At 43.8% G+C, this 17063-nt stretch carries 22 protein-coding genes and 1 pseudogene; 16 read left to right on the top strand and 7 right to left on the bottom strand.

Annotated elements, in window-relative coordinates; translation table 11 throughout:
- The first annotated feature begins 6 nt into the window (after window positions 1–6).
- Genes AB1I49_RS04360 through AB1I49_RS04335 form a run of 6 tightly spaced genes read left to right on the top strand, consistent with a single transcriptional unit; the run spans window position 7 to window position 3930 of the window.
- Window positions 7–336 (top strand): cupin domain-containing protein, encoded by a 330-nt coding sequence (locus AB1I49_RS04360; protein WP_407721486.1) that lies wholly within the window; start codon window positions 7–9, stop codon window positions 334–336.
- Between the two features lie 39 nt (window positions 337–375).
- Window positions 376–1272: a DMT family transporter gene (locus AB1I49_RS04355; RefSeq protein ID WP_407721485.1), complete on the top strand. Its 897-nt coding sequence runs from the start codon at window positions 376–378 to the stop codon at window positions 1270–1272.
- 1 nt (window position 1273) lies between these two features.
- Window positions 1274–1891, top strand: a complete 618-nt coding sequence (locus tag AB1I49_RS04350) for a flavodoxin family protein (protein WP_092968860.1) — start codon at window positions 1274–1276, stop codon at window positions 1889–1891.
- A gap of 30 nt (window positions 1892–1921) precedes the next feature.
- On the top strand, window positions 1922–3079 hold the full coding sequence (locus AB1I49_RS04345) for a low temperature requirement protein A (RefSeq protein ID WP_407721484.1): 1158 nt from the start codon (window positions 1922–1924) through the stop codon (window positions 3077–3079).
- A gap of 52 nt (window positions 3080–3131) precedes the next feature.
- A complete protein-coding gene (locus tag AB1I49_RS04340; RefSeq protein ID WP_216523821.1) occupies window positions 3132–3575 on the top strand; it encodes a GNAT family N-acetyltransferase in 444 nt (147 codons plus the stop codon).
- A 28-nt stretch (window positions 3576–3603) separates the two neighbouring features.
- The gene (locus AB1I49_RS04335; protein WP_407721483.1) at window positions 3604–3930 is read left to right on the top strand and encodes a putative quinol monooxygenase; all 327 of its coding nucleotides are present in this window, start codon (window positions 3604–3606) and stop codon (window positions 3928–3930) included.
- Between the two features lie 51 nt (window positions 3931–3981).
- Here the strand turns inward: AB1I49_RS04335 and AB1I49_RS04330 are convergent, their stop codons facing one another.
- The gene (locus AB1I49_RS04330; protein WP_216523799.1) at window positions 3982–4842 is read right to left on the bottom strand and encodes a LysR family transcriptional regulator; all 861 of its coding nucleotides are present in this window, start codon (window positions 4840–4842) and stop codon (window positions 3982–3984) included.
- A gap of 131 nt (window positions 4843–4973) precedes the next feature.
- Between AB1I49_RS04330 and AB1I49_RS04325 the strand changes: the two genes are divergently transcribed.
- The 9 genes from AB1I49_RS04325 (at window position 4974) to tnpC (ending at window position 11204) form a co-directional block, all read left to right on the top strand.
- Complete coding sequence (locus AB1I49_RS04325; RefSeq protein ID WP_407721482.1) at window positions 4974–5459, top strand: flavodoxin; 486 nt, start codon at window positions 4974–4976, stop codon at window positions 5457–5459.
- Between the two features lie 10 nt (window positions 5460–5469).
- The gene (locus tag AB1I49_RS04320; protein ID WP_407721481.1) at window positions 5470–5982 is read left to right on the top strand and encodes a flavodoxin; all 513 of its coding nucleotides are present in this window, start codon (window positions 5470–5472) and stop codon (window positions 5980–5982) included.
- Between the two features lie 16 nt (window positions 5983–5998).
- Entirely contained in the window at window positions 5999–6634 is a 636-nt protein-coding gene (locus AB1I49_RS04315; protein WP_407721480.1) for a flavodoxin, read from the top strand.
- A 23-nt stretch (window positions 6635–6657) separates the two neighbouring features.
- The gene (locus tag AB1I49_RS04310) at window positions 6658–7515 is read left to right on the top strand and encodes an aldo/keto reductase (RefSeq protein WP_407721479.1); all 858 of its coding nucleotides are present in this window, start codon (window positions 6658–6660) and stop codon (window positions 7513–7515) included.
- Complete coding sequence (locus AB1I49_RS04305) at window positions 7508–8185, top strand: cytochrome b/b6 domain-containing protein (protein WP_407721477.1); 678 nt, start codon at window positions 7508–7510, stop codon at window positions 8183–8185. Before AB1I49_RS04310 ends, AB1I49_RS04305 begins: the two co-directional genes overlap by 8 nt.
- Window positions 8182–8763: a flavin reductase family protein gene (locus AB1I49_RS04300; RefSeq protein ID WP_407721476.1), complete on the top strand. Its 582-nt coding sequence runs from the start codon at window positions 8182–8184 to the stop codon at window positions 8761–8763. Before AB1I49_RS04305 ends, AB1I49_RS04300 begins: the two co-directional genes overlap by 4 nt.
- A 170-nt stretch (window positions 8764–8933) precedes the next feature.
- Window positions 8934–9263 (top strand): IS66 family insertion sequence element accessory protein TnpA, encoded by a 330-nt coding sequence (gene tnpA / locus AB1I49_RS04295; RefSeq protein ID WP_316611038.1) that lies wholly within the window; start codon window positions 8934–8936, stop codon window positions 9261–9263.
- On the top strand, window positions 9257–9613 hold the full coding sequence (tnpB, locus tag AB1I49_RS04290) for an IS66 family insertion sequence element accessory protein TnpB (protein ID WP_316611039.1): 357 nt from the start codon (window positions 9257–9259) through the stop codon (window positions 9611–9613). The genes tnpA and tnpB overlap by 7 nt, the downstream gene beginning before the upstream one ends.
- Before the next feature lie 58 nt (window positions 9614–9671).
- The gene (tnpC, locus tag AB1I49_RS04285; RefSeq protein WP_407721475.1) at window positions 9672–11204 is read left to right on the top strand and encodes an IS66 family transposase; all 1533 of its coding nucleotides are present in this window, start codon (window positions 9672–9674) and stop codon (window positions 11202–11204) included.
- 138 nt (window positions 11205–11342) lie between these two features.
- On the opposite strand, the gene AB1I49_RS04280 is transcribed toward tnpC, so the two are convergent.
- Window positions 11343–11402, bottom strand: a complete 60-nt coding sequence (locus AB1I49_RS04280; protein ID WP_330058408.1) for a hypothetical protein — start codon at window positions 11400–11402, stop codon at window positions 11343–11345.
- 231 nt (window positions 11403–11633) lie between these two features.
- Here AB1I49_RS04280 and AB1I49_RS04275 point away from each other — a divergent pair, with 231 nt between their 5' ends.
- Window positions 11634–11918, top strand: a complete 285-nt coding sequence (locus AB1I49_RS04275; protein WP_407721474.1) for a DUF6809 family protein — start codon at window positions 11634–11636, stop codon at window positions 11916–11918.
- Window positions 11919–12014: 96 nt separating this feature from the next.
- Here the strand turns inward: AB1I49_RS04275 and AB1I49_RS04270 are convergent, their stop codons facing one another.
- From AB1I49_RS04270 to AB1I49_RS04250, 5 genes and pseudogenes are all read right to left on the bottom strand, one after another.
- On the bottom strand, window positions 12015–13283 hold the full coding sequence (locus AB1I49_RS04270; protein WP_407721473.1) for an FRG domain-containing protein: 1269 nt from the start codon (window positions 13281–13283) through the stop codon (window positions 12015–12017).
- Between the two features lie 281 nt (window positions 13284–13564).
- Window positions 13565–13783, bottom strand: a pseudogene (locus AB1I49_RS04265) (dTDP-4-dehydrorhamnose 3,5-epimerase family protein); the annotation flags it as partial.
- 35 nt (window positions 13784–13818) lie between these two features.
- On the bottom strand, window positions 13819–14889 hold the full coding sequence (locus AB1I49_RS04260) for a glycosyltransferase family 2 protein (protein WP_407721472.1): 1071 nt from the start codon (window positions 14887–14889) through the stop codon (window positions 13819–13821).
- A 265-nt stretch (window positions 14890–15154) separates the two neighbouring features.
- Complete coding sequence (gene aepY / locus AB1I49_RS04255; RefSeq protein WP_407721471.1) at window positions 15155–16111, bottom strand: phosphonopyruvate decarboxylase; 957 nt, start codon at window positions 16109–16111, stop codon at window positions 15155–15157.
- Window positions 16112–16113: 2 nt separating this feature from the next.
- Entirely contained in the window at window positions 16114–16905 is a 792-nt protein-coding gene (locus tag AB1I49_RS04250) for a phosphocholine cytidylyltransferase family protein (protein WP_407721470.1), read from the bottom strand.
- Window positions 16906–17063: the final 158 nt, after the last annotated feature.

Here is a 17063-nt window from a genome sequence, read left to right as displayed (position 1 = left end):
CAAACTATGTTAATAGATTTTAACGAAATTCAGGAGATAAAAATTCCGTGTATGAACGACGGCACAGGAATGATGACTGTGAAGATGTACAATGACGAAAACTATCGTATTATTCCCACCCGAATCCATAAAGGCGGCAGTATTGGAACTCACACGCAAAACTCAGGAGACGACCTCAACTATATCATCAGCGGTACGGGAAAAGCGATTTGTAACGGTGAGGAAGAAGAACTGAAAGCGGGCGTTATGCACATCTGCCCGAAAGGATTTGAACACACCATTATAAACACAGGCGATGACGATTTGGAAATGCTCACGATCGTAGTTGCAAAATAAGTTTTGTTTCAATATAGAAACCCAAAAAGGAAGTAATATATGAAAAAAAGCTATATATACGCAGGAGTGACTGTGCTTATCTGGTCGACGCTCGCGACGGTTGTAAAGCTCGTGCTTCGGGATATCCCGAAGCTTCAAGCGCTCACGATAAGCAGCGCGTTTGCGTTTGTGTTCCTGCTGATTCTGAATATAATTAACGGCTCAATAAAAGAGATGACAAGCTACAAAGTTCGGGATTACCTTACTATTGCAGGCTTGGGTTTTCTGGGGCTGTTTATGTACTCGGCGCTTTACTATTACGGAATCGCCGAGCTCGGCTCACAGGAGGCTTGTATCCTCAACTATCTGTGGCCGGTGATGATAGTGATATTCGCCTGTATTATCCTCAAAGAAAAGTTTACGGCAAAGAAGATTATTGCTATGCTTATGTCATTCGCGGGGATCGTAGTGCTCACGCTCGGCAGCAATGATAATACTTCAGGCAACAGATTGTTCGGAATCATCGCGTGCGTTACGGCGGCGGTCTGTTACGGACTTTTTTCGGTGCTCAACAAAAAGCACAGCCTTAATCAGAATGTCACTATGATGTGGATCTGGTTTACGACTGCGGTGTGCTCGTTTGTGCTGAGCTTGTTTTTTGAAAAATGGCAGCCAATTATCGGAGTGCAGTGGTTAGGAATAGCGTGGCTCGGGATCGTAGTCAACGCTGTGGCGTATCTGCTGTGGGCGATTGCGTTAAAGGACGCAAGCGATTCCGCCAAAATAGCAAACCTCGCTTACCTTGTGCCGTTTATTTCGATTATCATATCGTGGTTCGTTTTAAAAGAACAAATCACAATTAACGCGGTATTTGCGCTCGTACTGATAATCGGTGGAATACTGCTTCAGAGCGTTAGCTTAAAAAAGAAAAATAGAATTGTTAAGGAGAAAGAATAATATGAAAGTATTGATTATCAACGGCAGTCCCAGAGTGAACGGCAACACCACGATCGCAGTTAACGAAATGGTAAAGATTTTTGATAACGAAGGAGTGGAATCCGAGGTTGTTCAAATCGGAAACAAAGACATACGCGGATGCATCGCCTGCGGAACCTGCTTCAAGAACGGCAAATGCGTATTTAACGATGTTGTAAATGAGCTTGCACCGAAGTTTGAGGAGGCTGACGGGCTTGTTGTCGCTACCCCGGTTTACTACGCTTCGGCGAACGCGACGCTTATCGCCTGCCTTGACAGACTTTTCTACAGCACTCATTTTGACAAGACCATGAAGGTCGGCGCAAGCGTAGCCGTAGCGAGACGCGGAGGCTGCTCGGCAACCTTTGATGAGCTGAACAAGTATTTTACCATCTGCGGAATGCCCGTAGCGTCAAGCCAGTATTGGAACTCCGTACACGGCAGAGAAAAAGGTCAGGCTGAACAGGATTCGGAAGGACTGCAAACGATGAGGGTGCTTGCCCGTAATATGACATTCTTGATGAAGAGCATCGCTCTCGGCAAAAAACAATACGGTCTGCCTGAAAAAGAAAAATGGCAGCCGACGCATTTTATAAGATAGAATCTCTGATAAGCTTTGAAAGGAACACAAATGATTCGGGAGATTTTGCAGCCAAAAGAGAAAAAGGTCGAATACATCGAGCTTATTTATGACCTGATTTTCGTATATATCATCGGGCGGAATAATCAGTTGTTGCATATCTTTGATAACGGCTTTGTCACAATGCCCGCGTTTCTTTCCTATGTGATGACGACGCTCGCCATCATCCAGATTTGGAACTACAGCACTTACTACATAAATGTTTACGGTCGGCACAGCGTAAGGGAGCATATTTTTATGTTTGTGAATATGTTCCTGCTGTATTTTATCGGCGAAGGAACGAGAACCGACTGGCAGGCGTATCATACGCAGTATCATATCGCGTGGGCGCTGATTCTCATAAATATCGGTGTGCAATACCTGCTTGAACTGCGTAATCAAAAGGATAACGCTCATAACCGAAATCATATTGTTCATATGGCTGTTATCCTCTTTATAGAAGCCGCTATAGTCGCGTCGGATATATTTTTCTATCAGACATTCGGCAACACATGGATGTCGCTGGCGGCTATACTGTTCGGAATGGGCGCGGTTTTGATTTTCGGTCAGAAGAACAGTGCCGATGTCGTTGACTTTCCGCATCTTTCCGAGCGCGCTATGCTTTATGTTGTCTTTACCTTCGGAGAAATGATTATCGCTATTTCTTCCTACTTTGAGGGAGGCTTTTCAGTCAGCGGTACTTATTTCGCTCTGATGGCTTTTCTGATTGTAGTCGGGCTGTTCTTAAGTTACGGTATGTTTTATGACAATATCATCGACAGGGATAAGCGGACTAACGGACTCGGATATATGCTGCTGCACATCTTCCTTATTTTTTCGATGAACAACATCACAAACGGACTGGAGTTTATGCGTGAAACCGAAATCAGCCTGATTCCGAAGATACTGTTCCTTATCGGTTCGCTGATACTGTATTTTATTTGTCTGTTCGCGCTCGGCAACCGACACGCAAAGGCACGCTGCAGTAAGTACAACATCCTGTTCATTAAAGCGGGAGCGATAAGTGCGGTGTTTATAACACTTATGCTGCTTCGGGAAAATATGATGATAAATATCTTAATAACTGTCGCGTTTGTATTCGTGCTTTTCCTGATTATCTACAGGTACGGAAAACAGATTAACAGCGTGAATCCAAAAATAGAAACATAAAAGGAGTAAAAACGTGATAATCCGTAAATATGAAAATGATGATATATGTCAGATGATAAACCTATGGAATGAAGTAGTTGAGGACGGTATCGCCTTTCCGCAGGAGGAGCTTTTGACCGAGGAAACAGGCGCGGAATTCTTTGCCGAGCAGAGCTATTGCGGAGTTGCAGTCGATGACAGCGGGGAGGTTGTCGGTTTGTATATCCTGCACCCGAATAATGTCGGGCGCTGCGGGCATATCTGCAACGCGAGCTACGCTGTCAGCTCTAAATGCCGAGGTCGGCATATCGGCGAAAAGCTTGTGCTTGACTGTATCGCGCAGGCAAAGGATATCGGATTTATGATTCTGCAATTCAACGCCGTTGTTGAATCAAACATCCACGCTCGTCACCTGTACGAGAGAATCGGCTTTAAACAGCTTGGCGTTATCCCTAACGGCTTTAGGATGAAGGACGGACATTTTGAGAATATCTGTCCGTATTATATTGAGCTATAAATCATAGTTCAAACGCAAGAGAAAAGATATGAGCATAACTATTAATCTATACTATACAGGCAAGGGCGACGCCGCGAGGAAATTCGCCGAAAAAATGGAAGCGAGCGGTATTGCCGAAACTATCAGGAACGAGGACGGCAACGAGCGCTATGAATATTTATTCCCGATGAACGATCCCGAGACTATCCTGCTGATAGACAGTTGGAGCAGTCAGGATGCGCTCGATATTCACCACGCCTCCCCGATGATGGCGCAAATCGCCGCGCTGCGTAAGAAGTACGACCTTCATATGAAAGCGGAGCGTTACATCAGCGCGGATACACCCGAATCGGAAAATCAATTTATAAGAAAATAGTAAAAAGCAGACCGAGCATAACAACTCGGTCTGTTCTTCCGTAAAACGATATTATTTGCCGATGACCTCGCCACGGACAGAGTTGAAAAAGGCGGCGTACTTTTTCTTGTCCTCAGTTCGGCACGCGATATAAAAGGTGTAGCGTGCCTTTTCTTCATCTATTGGTATGAACACTCTGCCTTCCATTCTGTAGTCCTCGGCGATAATTCTGTCGGATGCGAAAGCGGGATAGTCAGTGTTTCCCACCAAGTCGGCGAAGGTGTCACGGTCGGGCTGGATCAGGAAGGTCGTGTCCTTCATATATTCCTCACACACGGTTTTCCAGAATCCGATATGCTGATAAAGCAGGAAGCGCTCGCCGTTTAAGTCGGAGAATTTTACGCTGTCTTTATCGGCAAGCCTGTGAGTTTCGGGAACGCAGATATACAGGTGCTCGGAGATGTAGCGCTGAAAGAACAGAGTCTTGTCATTGACCGTTTCCCTGAAAACCGCCAGATTATATACGCCTTTTTTCAGCCCGTTTATAAGCTTTTCTCCGTACACGAGCTCGGAGGAAATCGTCATATCTCCGAAGTGATCCTGAAGAATCGGCATAAGCTCCGCCATAGGCTGAGGCGCGCACGAGCCGATATGAATCGAACGCAGACTGCGGTCAAATTCAATAATACGGCTTATCATTTCCCTGTTCTGATTCACCTGCGACTGAGCGAGAGCCGCCGCGAGCTTTCCCGTTTCATTCAGAGAGATTTTTTTATTCTCACGCACAAAGAGCTTTACGCCCAGCTCGTCCTCTAACTTTTTCATTGAGCGGCTCAGCGCGGGCTGGCTGATGAGCAGTTCTTCGGCGGCTTTTGAGAGTGTGCCGCATTTTGCGAACGCGGCTAATTGTTCAAGCAGATAGATTTCGATCATAATAACCTCACATATAACCAAGCATATAACCAACAGTTATATTTTCATAACTAAAAAGCATTTTACTTTTACTGAATTATAACATATAATATAATTGCAATCAATAGAAACATATAACTGAGGTGGATAAAATGTCAAAAAGTTTAGTGTTATTCTTTTCTGTGTACGAAAGCACAAAGGCAGTCGCGCGGGAAATCGCCGCTCAGACAGGCGCGGATTTAGTTGAGATCGAGCCTGTCACACCCTACGACAGCAATCGTAACCACTACAACTCTCTCGCGCGTTACGCAAAAAAGGAACACGATGAGGATATGCGTCCCGCTATCAAAAACGAGATCGACGTTGACGGCTACGATAACATTTTTATCGGCTACCCGATGTGGTGGTACACTTTCCCGATGATAATTTACACCCTTTTTGATAAGTACGACTTTTCGGAAAAAACAATCATCCCGTTCAATACTCATATGGGTTCAAGTGACGGAGGCACATACAGCACGATTGCAGAGCTTGAACCAAACGCAACCGTCCTCAAAGGCTTACCAATCGAAATGTCGGAAGCTGAGCGCGGTTGTAAAGATAAAGTAGCAAAATGGCTTAAATCATTGAACATATAAGGAGAACAGTATGAAAAACCTGATTATTTACTATTCAAGACGCGGACAGAATTATGTAAACGGCTCAATCAAACATCTTGATAGAGGCAATGCCGAGCTGATCACCGAGTTTATCAAAAATGCCGTCGGCGCGGATGTTTTTGAGGTCGATACCGTCAAACCCTATGATACCGATTATATGGTTTGTATTGAAGAAGCGAAAGCGGAGCTCAGAGCGAAGGCTCGTCCCGAGTTAAAAGAGTACCTCGACGATATATCCGAGTATGACAACATCTTTGTGGTAGGTCCGAACTGGTGGGGTATCTATCCGATGGCGATGTATACCCAGCTTGAAAGGCTCGACTTCACGGGAAAGACCGTTCACTACATTGTTACCCACGAGGGCTCAGGCTTAGGCGGTGTTCCTAAAACTATAAAAAACGCCTGCAAGGGCGCGAAAATCGGCGAAAGCCTTGCCGTTCACGGCGGCAGCGCACCCTCGTCCAAAGAGCAGGTTGAGAATTGGGCTGAAAAATGCATATGATACGGAGGACAACTAAATGAAAAAAGTGATAGCGATCTTTCTCGCATCGATTCTTGTATTTTCCCTTGCTGCGTGCGGCGAAACAAGCGGCGATAACAGCTCTAAAGCAGAAACTTCAACATCGGAAACCAAAGCAGACAACACATCAAATGACAGCAACACTTCGGCTGACGGTAAAACGCTAATCGTCTATTTCTCTTGGAGCAACAACACCGAAACAATGGCGAACTATATTCACGACAAGATCGGCGGCGATATGGAGCGAATCGAGCCTGTTGAGGCATATCCTGAGGACTACAACGAAACGGCTGACAAGGCAAAAGCCGAGCGCGACAACGGCGACCGTCCGAAGTTTAAGCAGCTGCAATTCAACCCCGAAAGCTACGATACGGTTTTCATCGGCTATCCGATTTGGTGGTACGAGCTGCCGATGATTATGCAAACCTTCTTCGATACCTACGATCTCAGCGGTAAAACAATCATTCCCTTCAATACCCACGAGGGCTCGGGAGACAGCGGCACCTATGACCAAATAAAAACCGAGGAACCCAACGCGACAGTGTTGGAAGGTCTGCCAATCCGCGGCGGTGACATTGAAAATAGCGATTCAAAAGATAAGGTTACAGAATGGCTCACAGGTCTGGGCTACTGATTATACTATACAGGAGGCTAACTATGGATTTCATTACATTAAACGACGGCAATAAAATCCCCGCAATCGGATTTGGAACGTTTCAGATTCCACCCGACGGCAGTACCTACGAAGCGGTCAAGACCGCGCTCTCGCTCGGCATACGTCACATTGATACGGCTGTTGCTTACTTCAATGAGCAGGAAGTCGGTCAGGCTGTTAAGGACAGCGGAATCCCGCGCGAAGAAATCTGGATCACAAGTAAAATGTGGCTTCAGGATTTCGCGTATGAGGACGCAAAAATGTCGATTGACACATCGCTTAAAAAGCTCGGCACCGATTATATGGACTTGTACCTGATTCATCAGCCTTACGGCAAGGTTGACGAAGCGTGGCAAGCGATGGAAGAAGCGAAGAAAGCAGGCAAGATTCGTTCTATCGGCGTAAGCAATATGACGCCGAAAATCTGGAACAGCTTTGTCCCCAGTTTTGATACAATGCCCTCTGTCAATCAGGTCGAGTTCAACCCGTATTGTCAGCAAAAGGAACTGCGTAAAATCATCGCCGAAAACGATGTTAAGCTCGAAGCGTGGGCTCCGCTCGGTCAGGGCAGAGCTGATTTGCTTACCAATCCTGTTATCACAGAAATTGCTGAAAAATACGGAAAGAACGAGGGACAGGTTATTCTTCGATTTGAGAATCAGGAAGGTATTATCGTATTTCCAAAATCTACAAAGCCCGAGCGTATCAAGAGCAATATGGAAATCTTCGACTTTGAGCTTTCCGAAGACGAGATGAACGCTATCCGCGCGCTCGATACAGGCAAGGGCAATCACGATCCCGACGCCCCGGGCGTAGGCGAATGGCTTCTCAGCGCTTATGATATTCACGCCAATGACTAAAGGAAACAAAAAGAAAACAGCTAACATCATCATTGACTTGTCAATGGTGGTGTTAATGCCGCTTTTGATGGCGTACTCCCTGATTGGTGAAGAGTTCCACGAAATAATTGGAACATTAATATTCATATTGTTTATTGTCCATCATATACTACACTTGAAATGGTGGAAAGCTATCCCGCACGGAAAGTACAACGTCTATCGGATATTTATCACCGCATTCAATTTCATATTATTGATAGTGATGTTTTTACAGCCCTTGTCGGGTATAAGTATGTCAAAGCACATCTATACATTTTTGCAGCTCAAAGGAGTAGCGGCAACAGCTCGGACAATTCATATAATTTGTGCTTACTGGTGCTATGTGCTGCTGAGCCTGCACCTCGGACTGCATACCGAGCAGATAATCCGACCGTTGAAAAGCAAAAAGAGCTTTGATGTAATGAAGTGGAGCGGACGCGCAGTGTTTATTCTGATCGCCGCATACGGAATCTATGTATTTATCAAAAGAGGTTTTTGGGGATATATGAGTGGCAGGACGATGTTCGCGTTTTTTGATTTCAGCGAATCGAGAGTGTTGTTCATCGCCGACTATTTAGCGGTGATGACTTTATTTGCCGTCATTGGCAATTATCTAAGCAAATTATTGAAACTCAGGAGGAAAACAAAATGAAAAAAGATTTAGGCTCAATGCCCGCTTTATACCCGATGCCCGTGCTGATGGTAGCGGCTTATGATGAAAACGGAGTGCCCTGTGTGATGAACGCGGCTTGGGGTACGATTTGTGGTATGGATAAAATCGCCCTCATTATCAGCGAAGGTCACAAGACTACGCAGAATATAAGGTTCAGCAAAGCGTTCACCGTCGCGCTTGCGGACAAGGCTCATATGGCTGAGGCGGACTTCTTCGGTATCGCCACCGGTAACAAGATGCCTGATAAGTTTGAAAAGTCGGGCTGTCACGCGACAAAGAGCAAGTTCGTCAACGCTCCGGTCGTTGAAGAGTTCCCCTTAACAATGGAGTGCGAGCTCGCCGAGATAGTTGAAACAGAACATCTCCACGCGGTAGTCGGCACAATCGTCAATGTCTGCGCTGATGGAAAAGTCCTTGACGACAACGGCAAAGTTAATCCCGAAAAGCTGAACGCATTGATCTTCGATCAGTTCCAAAGCGGCTATTACGTCAGCGGCGAAAAAGTCGGCAAAGCATGGAACGCGGGCAAGGATATGATGATGGCGGCGCAGGGTTAATAACCTAAATATACTAAAGCCCGACAGTCATTCTGTAACCGTCAAATCCGCAACCGTATTGCCACATCAAGCGCTCTCATGCAATAATAGAGACAAAACCAAAGTGTACGATTGTATTCCGTTGTATTCGATTGGATTCGATCGTACACGAATTGCATGGGAGTGGTATTGTGTCAAATGGGATCAGAGTTATCAAGGAAAACAGCAATCTCGCAGAGTGGTCACGTCAGGTCGAGGAGTGCCGCAGCAGCGGATTGAGTGTGCGAAGCTGGTGCGAGCGAAACGGCATTGCCGTTAGCACTTTTCATTACCGTCAGCAAAAGGTCTGGAACGCTCTGCAACAGCGTAATCAGTTTGTAGAGGTTTCCTTGCCTGCAAACGAATACCGGAAGGAGAGCGTTGTCGCCATAGTACATATCGGAGAAGTCCGCGCGGACATTCATAACGGTGCCGACGAAGCGACGCTTACCGCGCTCATTCGGGCGCTGAAGTCATGCTGAACGATTTCTGCGGCACGAAGAAGGTTTACCTCGCATGCGGTTACACGGACTTGCGCCGCGGCATTGACGGCTTGGCGACGATTGTGGAACAGCAGTTTCAGCTCGATCCCTGCACAGACGCGCTGTTCCTGTTTTGCGGCAGGCGAACCGACCGGATCAAAGCGCTCTACTGGGAGGGGGACGGCTTTTTGCTGCTCTACAAGCGCCTTGAAAAAGGCAAATTTCAGTGGCCTCGGAGTGAGAACGAAGCGCTCAGCATCACACCGCAGCAGTACCGCTGGTTAATGGAAGGACTGAATATTCAGCAGCCGAAAGCAAACCGCAAAATTGAAAAAATAAAGTTCGGATAATCGCAGAAATTCCGCATAAACACTGTACTTTTCGCTCTTTTTGTGGTATAATAAGAGCATGAAAAACGAAGTGAAAAACAGCGAGACTGTTACGATTACCAAAGCTGAATATGACTCACTTAAGCAGATTGAATCGGAGTTCAACTGGCTGAAAGAACAGCTGCAGATCATCAAAAAGAAAACCTTCGGTTCAAGCTCGGAACACACGGAACAGCTCTATGACGGTATCTCTCTGCTCTTTAATGAAGCCGAATTAATTGAGGACATTGAGAGCAAAACCGAAGAAATCACCGTCGAAAAGCATACGCGCAGGAAGAAGACCGGCTGCTTCGAAAAGCTCCCCGAGAATGTCGAGACCTACGTCGTCGAGCACGATCTCAGCGAAGAGGAGAAGAAGTGCCCCGAATGCGGCGAAGAAATGGAAGTCATCGGCAGAAAGGTCACAAAGCATCTTGAGATGATTCCTGCGAAGGTAGTCATCCGTGAGGATGTTTACTACACCTATGCCTGCAAGAAATGTCATGAGAATGAAGCGGATACACCTGTCGTGGAAACACCGCAGCCGAACCCTGTCATCAAGGGCAGTTTTGCGTCTGCGGAGGCTGTTGCTCATTTGATGACGCAAAAGTTTGTCATGCACTCTCCGCTCTACCGGCAGGAGCAGGAGCTCAAGCAAAAGGGCATTGAGCTATCGCGTCAGACGATGTCTAACTGGTTCATCACCGCTTCAAAGCTGTGGCTTGAGCCCTTGTATGACCGGCTGAAAGAGCTGCTTTTGCGCGAGAATGTTCTTCATGCCGACGAAACCACGCTTAAGGTACTGCGCCCAAAGGAAAAACAAACGCCGGGCAAGAGCTACATGTGGCTGTACAGAACAAGCGGATGTGCCGAGAATCCGATCGTGCTCTACGATTATCAGCCAAACCGAAAGGCTGAGAACGCAAAGAATTTCCTAAAGGGATTCAAAGGGTGGCTTCACACTGATGGGTACACGGCGTATCGAGGGATCGACGGCGTTACCGTCGTCGGCTGCTGGGCACACGCGAGGCGGAAATTCTGCGAGGCGCTGGAGGTTTTGAAAGAAGAACAGCGCAAGGGCTCGACGGCGGCAACCGGCTTGGATTACTGTAACAAGCTGTACGCCATTGAGAGAAAAATCAAAAAACTCAGCTTTGAGAACAGGCTGAAAGAGCGACAGGAGCAAGCAAAACCGCTTCTGGACGCATTCTTTGCGTGGGCAAAAACGCTCGACAGCATCGCGCCGAAAAGTAAGCTCGGCAAGGCGATTTATTACCTGAATGAGGAGGAACCGTACCTGCGCCGATATATTGAAGACGGCAGGCTGGAAATCGACAACAACCGCGCCGAGCGCAGCATCAAGCCGTTTGTGATCGGCAGGAAGAATTGGCTGTTCGCCAACACGCCGTCCGGCGCGAAAGCGAGCGCAACCATTTTCAGCATCATCGAAACGGCAAAAGAAAACGGATTGGAGCCGTACACCTACTTGAAATACATCTTCACCAAAGCGCCAAATTTGAATCCGGGCGAATCCCCGGATTGCCTGTTGCCGTGGAACGTGCCAAATGCTTGACGCACCAATGCAACTCCCTCAACTGAAAACATCCCTGAATAATCTCATCCGCCATAGTACCAAATCGGTTTCTGTGGCGGATGTTTCTTTACCTCATTTGACGGTTACGTCATTCTTAATGAGACTGTCGGGTTAACTTTATGTATATATTAATTCATTGTTCACAATTTCTGCTGCGCGATTGCGGATATTGTTCATTCTCTGCACCCACAGCATTTGGTTTTGCAGAGCTGGAAACACTATCAGGCGAACAGTTGGTTTTAGCTGACGCTAATGGCGATAATGAAATCAACATCGCCGACGCAACACATTTACAGATATTACTTGCGGAATATGAAGTAGAATTAAGGTAAGATTTAATCGGTCTGGTGTTTATCAGACCGATTATTCTTTTTCTCTGGACTTTTTCTGTTTCTGTGGTATCCTGTTGTGCTTAGAAAGGACGGTGAGAATATGACCACACTCGAAAATCTCTACTACGGCAACATAGCCCCGCACGAATATGAAGTCGTGCGCGGAAGTGAGTACGACATTACCGCAAAGCTGGTGATTCGCCATGAGCAGGATTTATCGGCTACACTGACGGAGCAGCAGAACGCCATACTCCAAAAAATCAAAGACAACCACACTGAACTTATGAACCTCGGCGAGCGCGATGCGTTTCGTCGAGGTTTCTCTTTGGCTGTCAAGCTGATGATGACACCCCTTCGGTGAAGGGGTGTTTTTAGCTTGGTTATGCGGTTTTTGGGTAGTATAGCATGGGTGGGAAGGAAAGTCAAGGGAGAATAGAAAACCATTATGCAATATTTCTCATTCAATTGTACTTTTTAAATAATCTGCTACATCATCAATTTCAGGGTAAATAAACGCCTTATTTATTCCAATACGATTTAGCGTTTTTAGAATTTTCCCCTTATTCTTAGACTGTATATAAAAAACAACTTTTTTATCATTTTGCTGAAGTCGGTATTTCTCTTGATCACCAACAAACTCCCCTTTGAATTTTTCATCATAATGTACTGTATCCAACCCCCACAAAAGAAAAGCTCCTTCTTGATGAGCAATGCGTTTATTATTTCTTGAAGGCTTTACAAAAATTGGAACACGAATATCCGATACTGTAAGCTTTCTTGAAAAAGTTGGACGTTCTACTCTAACCTCATCAATTAATTCTTGTATATCAACCGAGTTATCGGAATCATTTGAAATAGACTTAAAAATCTGCTTTTGTTTCTTATACGTAAACATTGGAAGACTGGACAATATCGCGACTTTCTCATCTTTACCGTAAAACAATTCTGAATTATTTACCGAATAAATGATAATTTCACCGGTGTTTGATTGATTCTCGCAAGCAAAATAAAGGGCTATTAACGGATTAAATGTAAAATCAAGCAAGCGAGTTGGTAGTCCATAATGCTGCATTTCAACCAAAAAGTCGAGATGCGAATTACAGGATATAAAATATTCGGGGCAACGAATAACCAATTCCTGATACATCATATATTCGTTTTTGTAAAATTTAGGCGCACGGAAGATAGAAGGTTGAATACTATAATTTATATTGGTATGTTCTCGAAATAACAGGTTTGTTTTTTCAGGTATTTTCTCCAATTGCGCAATAAATTGATCTAACGATTCTATGTTTACCAGTTCTGTGTCATTTTCAATAATAAACTCACCATGTTGATAGAATCTAGTCTGTTCCACAGAATTATTTAACAGAAAAAATACAACATCTGCTTTCTGTTTGCTATCCCCTGTTTCAAGTATTGCATATACGATACTTTGGCTTTCAGTAAAAGAAAGGGGTTTACCATTATTTATCTTAATCTTTATAGCTTCTATTCTATCAAAAAGCTCCGTGTAAGTCTTTGGTTTGGTGTTGATTAAATCATTAATGGGCGACTGCTTTGGCAATACATCTAACAACACCTTTTTATTGCTGGGATATAATCCATTACTACAGCATACATATCCATCAAACAATAACTTATTAAATATAACAGTTTGCAAAGCTGTCCTTGTAAATTGGTGCTCAACAATCTTACTTAATAATTCTTTATCTTTATTATCCATAGTCTTATTACCTGTTAGCTAACATTATTATACTATCACAAAAACGTCAGTCTGATTCAGACAACTAAAATATCTTCTCCAGACACCGAAAAAGATATGTATTGTGTAAAGGTTATACAGTTCATCAACCGGTTCTTTACCGATTACAACTATAAAGATCCCTCTCCTCGAGTTGTGCTAAAGTTGCTATCGTTGATAACAGCTATCTATTTTGCGGACTAAATCAACGACATTGACGGAATTAAATTTCTTTAAGCAGGTCAAACACCTTATTATCTTCGTTAAAACTGAAATGTATCCTTCAATCCGAACCATTTCTGATCTTTGTCAGAAAGGTTTAACGGTGTTCCATCGCTCATCGCATATCCGTCACCCTTGCAGTTTCCTTGATATATTCCTGTTAAATCCGGCCCCTCAATACCGATTCCTGGATCGTTCCAAGCCAGTCCCCCCTCATCGCCGGGATGATAGAAATCAGTGCACTAATAGCAGAAGGTTGCCATGAAAGCATAGTTTACTAAAGCACTGAAATGCTTTATATAATCTTTTTTGCTAGTTTTTTTATTACATTTTTCTTTTTATTCGTCAAGTAATTTTTTTTGGCAGCAATATAGTATTCCTCTGGATCAGCTTTCCTAAGCAAATCTACCGCTTCCCATTTCTCATCGTTTTCGCTTAAATAGTAGTGCCTTGTAATCTGAAAACGCGGCAACTCTAGTATTTCGTTTATATAATCAATCATTTCAGGACGAGTCAACACAGGAATACTTAACTCCAAATGGATTAAAAACCAAGCCGCAACTTCTGCAAACAACTCTCTCTTATACATTTTTCTCTCTTCAGTGCCACATTTCTCCACAAACATAAGTTGGTATTTTTTTATTATATCCAAGTCATGCATTGTTTCTCTTCTCCATTTTTTTGTAGCACCAACATTAGATAGATAGCAGTATAACGGCTTAGAACAAAAATACACTTTCTCGCATTTTTCCAGTAGAAACAGATTTAGTATTTGATCTTCTCCCCAAAAAATTCTTTGCTGTTTCAACTCGGAGGGAAGATTTTGAAACAACTTATTATTATATACTTTATTCCATACAGGATTATTCAATTTTGACTCTTTCCAGTGACTGCATATTAATTGAGGATAATCTCTAGACTTAAATATATCTTTTCCAACAGATTCATCGTTATAATTTGTCTTATTAGATTTAAGCAAATGGTATTTATTATAGTAACCGAATTGTAACATATCACAATTATTTGCCTTTAGAATACAGTATATATATTCAAAAGCGTTTTTGGAAACATAATAGTCATCTGCATCACAAAACATAATATATTTTCCAATAGAATGTGAAACTCCATATATTCTTGATTGAAACAAACCATGATTTGAGCGTTGAAAAAAACGAACCCTTTTATCTTTGTTGTGATAGTGTCTACAAATCTGAATAGTTCTATCAGTTGAGCCATCATCTACAATAATAACTTCAAAATTTTCAAATGTCTGTTTCAATATAGAATCAACGCTTTTTGATAAATGATTTTCTTCATTATAAGCGCAAATTATAATAGTAAAAAAACAATCATCTTTTATATTCATAATGGTTTTTTTCCTCTTTCGCTCATAATAACATCAGTAGATTTTGAACTTTTTTATTTTATTCCTTGAGATTATAACATAATTCATCTTCCAAAGCGCTGTGCTCTCTAGAAAGCATCAATCCGTTGGAAAAGGAAAAGTATATACAATAGAAAAACACCACATTAGGCATGAAAAGTAGCGATTCGACGGTATGATTATTCCGCACTCAGGAAACATGAATCCACCTACAAAAATAATCCCTTTCATCATCTTCCCTTATCTATTAAAGGAATCCTTTAAAGTTTTCTTTATTCTCAATCGCCGTCGTAGTAGTTCTACCCAAGTCTGCTCTCGCTCCGATCGAACACTTTACTTCAATCAAACTGAGCTCATTTCTTGATTTAGCTTCATTCAAAACTCTGTCCAACTGTGCAAAGCTGCTCACACTGATTGCATTCGGATAACCACAGGCTTTCGCAATGGCGACTATATCCATGTTTGACGCTACTGTAGGCATACCGCCGACAGTCTCATGTGCGCCGTTATTGATGACGATATGGACAAGATTTTTCGGCGCGTTTGCGCCGATTACTGCCATAGAACCCATGTGCATAAGAACGGCGCCATCACCGTCGATACACCAGATTTTTCTGTCCGGCTTATTCAGTGCAACACCAAGCGCAATTGACGAACTATGACCCATGGATCCAACTGTCAGAAAATCGTATTGATGACTTTGACCGTTTGCTACTCTTGTTTCAAACAACTCACGACTCGCTTTGCCAGTTGTGGAGACGATCGGGTCTTCTCCTGTCACTTGTACGATATGCTGAATGATTTCCTCGCGCGTCATGGTGTTGTCATTTTTATAGACAACCTTTTCGCTATTTTCCAACACGCCTTTACGGACAATAAACGCTACCTGCTTACCGTTTTTCAGTAAAGCAAGGAAATCCTCCATAGCTGCTTTCAGTTCATCTTTTGTGGTTTCTTTGCCGATGATGAAGGTCTTTACATCCATATCCTCCATCAGCTTGACGGTTACTTCACCCTGATAGATATGCTGAGGCTCATCATGAATACCGGGCTCACCGCGCCAGCCGATGATAAAGATCATCGGGATTGCATAAACCTTATCATTCAAAAGCGACGCTAGCGGATTGATGATATTGCCTTCGCCGCTGTTCTGCATATAGACGACCGGTACTTTTCCTGTTGCCAGGTGATAGCCTGCCGCCAATCCTACACAGTTACCTTCATGACCGCAATGTGACCGCTGTGAATGATGTCAGTAGAAAAGCACATATAAACCGTGCGGTTCTCAATGATCTTGAGCTGTTCGGAAACCTTTTTCAAATCCGTTGGATTATCAATTTCGGCGCAAAGCCTGTCCTGCACGTCCAGCGGAACGATTTTGCAGGATTCTGCAACCTCGTTAAAAGCATTTTCCGCATAGCATTTGGTGTTGCCGTTCTCGCAAAAAGCGATGATCCTGTCAAGCCAAACACGCCAATCGTCACGATTTAGCTTGTACAAAGGCTGTGCAGCGACAGCATTATCGAAGAATTCTATACCTATCTTGCAGATTCTTCGTTCTGACAAAACCGCCTTAAAATCCTTTTCCGGAATCGGCAAAGTGGAGCTGATGGTCATGCAGCTGTCTTTACTTTTAAGAACATCATCAAATACAGTGTTTTCATATACTAAATCCCCGTGCATCAGGAGAATGTCATCATCCAGATATTCCCTCGCACAGTAAATAGAGTATATGTAATTGGTTTTGTCATAGACAGGATTCTTGACAAAAGTATATTGTAGCGGCAGATCAAGGCTCTCACAGTATTCCTCAAGAATACTGTCATAATAGCCGGTCGTCATGATAACTTCCGTGATGCCTGCTTGCGCGATAAGCCTTAACTGACGACTTAATATGGTATCGCTGTGCGATATTTGTGTCATACATTTTGGGTGTTCCGATGTCAAAACTCCCATCCGGCTACCGAGGCCGGAGTTCAAAATTAATGCTTCCGCCATACCTGCGAGTATATAAATTTTTGTGGTGTTGGAGTGGAACAAGACTGGATTTTTCAGTTACACCGAAGGGGTGTTTTGGGCTTAGTTATGCAGTTTTGGGGTAGTATAGCATGAGGTGGAAGGAAAGTCAAGGGAGAATGTTCTTTTTCTCCTGAAGC

Source organism: Ruminococcus sp. NATIVEDY160, from assembly GCF_045819885.1.
GTDB lineage: Bacteria > Bacillota > Clostridia > Oscillospirales > Acutalibacteraceae > Ruminococcoides.
This window is presented reverse-complemented; position numbering and strand designations above follow the sequence as displayed.

Coding starts and splice junctions, on each gene's coding strand:
- AB1I49_RS04360 (WP_407721486.1), top strand. CDS start 7: ATGTTAATAGATTTTAACGAAATTCAGGAGATAAAAATTCCGTGTATG.
- AB1I49_RS04355 (WP_407721485.1), top strand. CDS start 376: ATGAAAAAAAGCTATATATACGCAGGAGTGACTGTGCTTATCTGGTCG.
- AB1I49_RS04350 (WP_092968860.1), top strand. CDS start 1,274: ATGAAAGTATTGATTATCAACGGCAGTCCCAGAGTGAACGGCAACACC.
- AB1I49_RS04345 (WP_407721484.1), top strand. CDS start 1,922: ATGATTCGGGAGATTTTGCAGCCAAAAGAGAAAAAGGTCGAATACATC.
- AB1I49_RS04340 (WP_216523821.1), top strand. CDS start 3,132: ATGATAAACCTATGGAATGAAGTAGTTGAGGACGGTATCGCCTTTCCG.
- AB1I49_RS04335 (WP_407721483.1), top strand. CDS start 3,604: ATGAGCATAACTATTAATCTATACTATACAGGCAAGGGCGACGCCGCG.
- AB1I49_RS04330 (WP_216523799.1), bottom strand. CDS start 4,842: ATGATCGAAATCTATCTGCTTGAACAATTAGCCGCGTTCGCAAAATGC.
- AB1I49_RS04325 (WP_407721482.1), top strand. CDS start 4,974: ATGTCAAAAAGTTTAGTGTTATTCTTTTCTGTGTACGAAAGCACAAAG.
- AB1I49_RS04320 (WP_407721481.1), top strand. CDS start 5,470: ATGAAAAACCTGATTATTTACTATTCAAGACGCGGACAGAATTATGTA.
- AB1I49_RS04315 (WP_407721480.1), top strand. CDS start 5,999: ATGAAAAAAGTGATAGCGATCTTTCTCGCATCGATTCTTGTATTTTCC.
- AB1I49_RS04310 (WP_407721479.1), top strand. CDS start 6,658: ATGGATTTCATTACATTAAACGACGGCAATAAAATCCCCGCAATCGGA.
- AB1I49_RS04305 (WP_407721477.1), top strand. CDS start 7,508: ATGACTAAAGGAAACAAAAAGAAAACAGCTAACATCATCATTGACTTG.
- AB1I49_RS04300 (WP_407721476.1), top strand. CDS start 8,182: ATGAAAAAAGATTTAGGCTCAATGCCCGCTTTATACCCGATGCCCGTG.
- tnpB (WP_316611039.1), top strand. CDS start 9,257: ATGCTGAACGATTTCTGCGGCACGAAGAAGGTTTACCTCGCATGCGGT.
- tnpC (WP_407721475.1), top strand. CDS start 9,672: ATGAAAAACGAAGTGAAAAACAGCGAGACTGTTACGATTACCAAAGCT.
- AB1I49_RS04270 (WP_407721473.1), bottom strand. CDS start 13,283: ATGGATAATAAAGATAAAGAATTATTAAGTAAGATTGTTGAGCACCAA.
- AB1I49_RS04260 (WP_407721472.1), bottom strand. CDS start 14,889: ATGAATATAAAAGATGATTGTTTTTTTACTATTATAATTTGCGCTTAT.
- AB1I49_RS04250 (WP_407721470.1), bottom strand. CDS start 16,905: ATGGCGGAAGCATTAATTTTGAACTCCGGCCTCGGTAGCCGGATGGGA.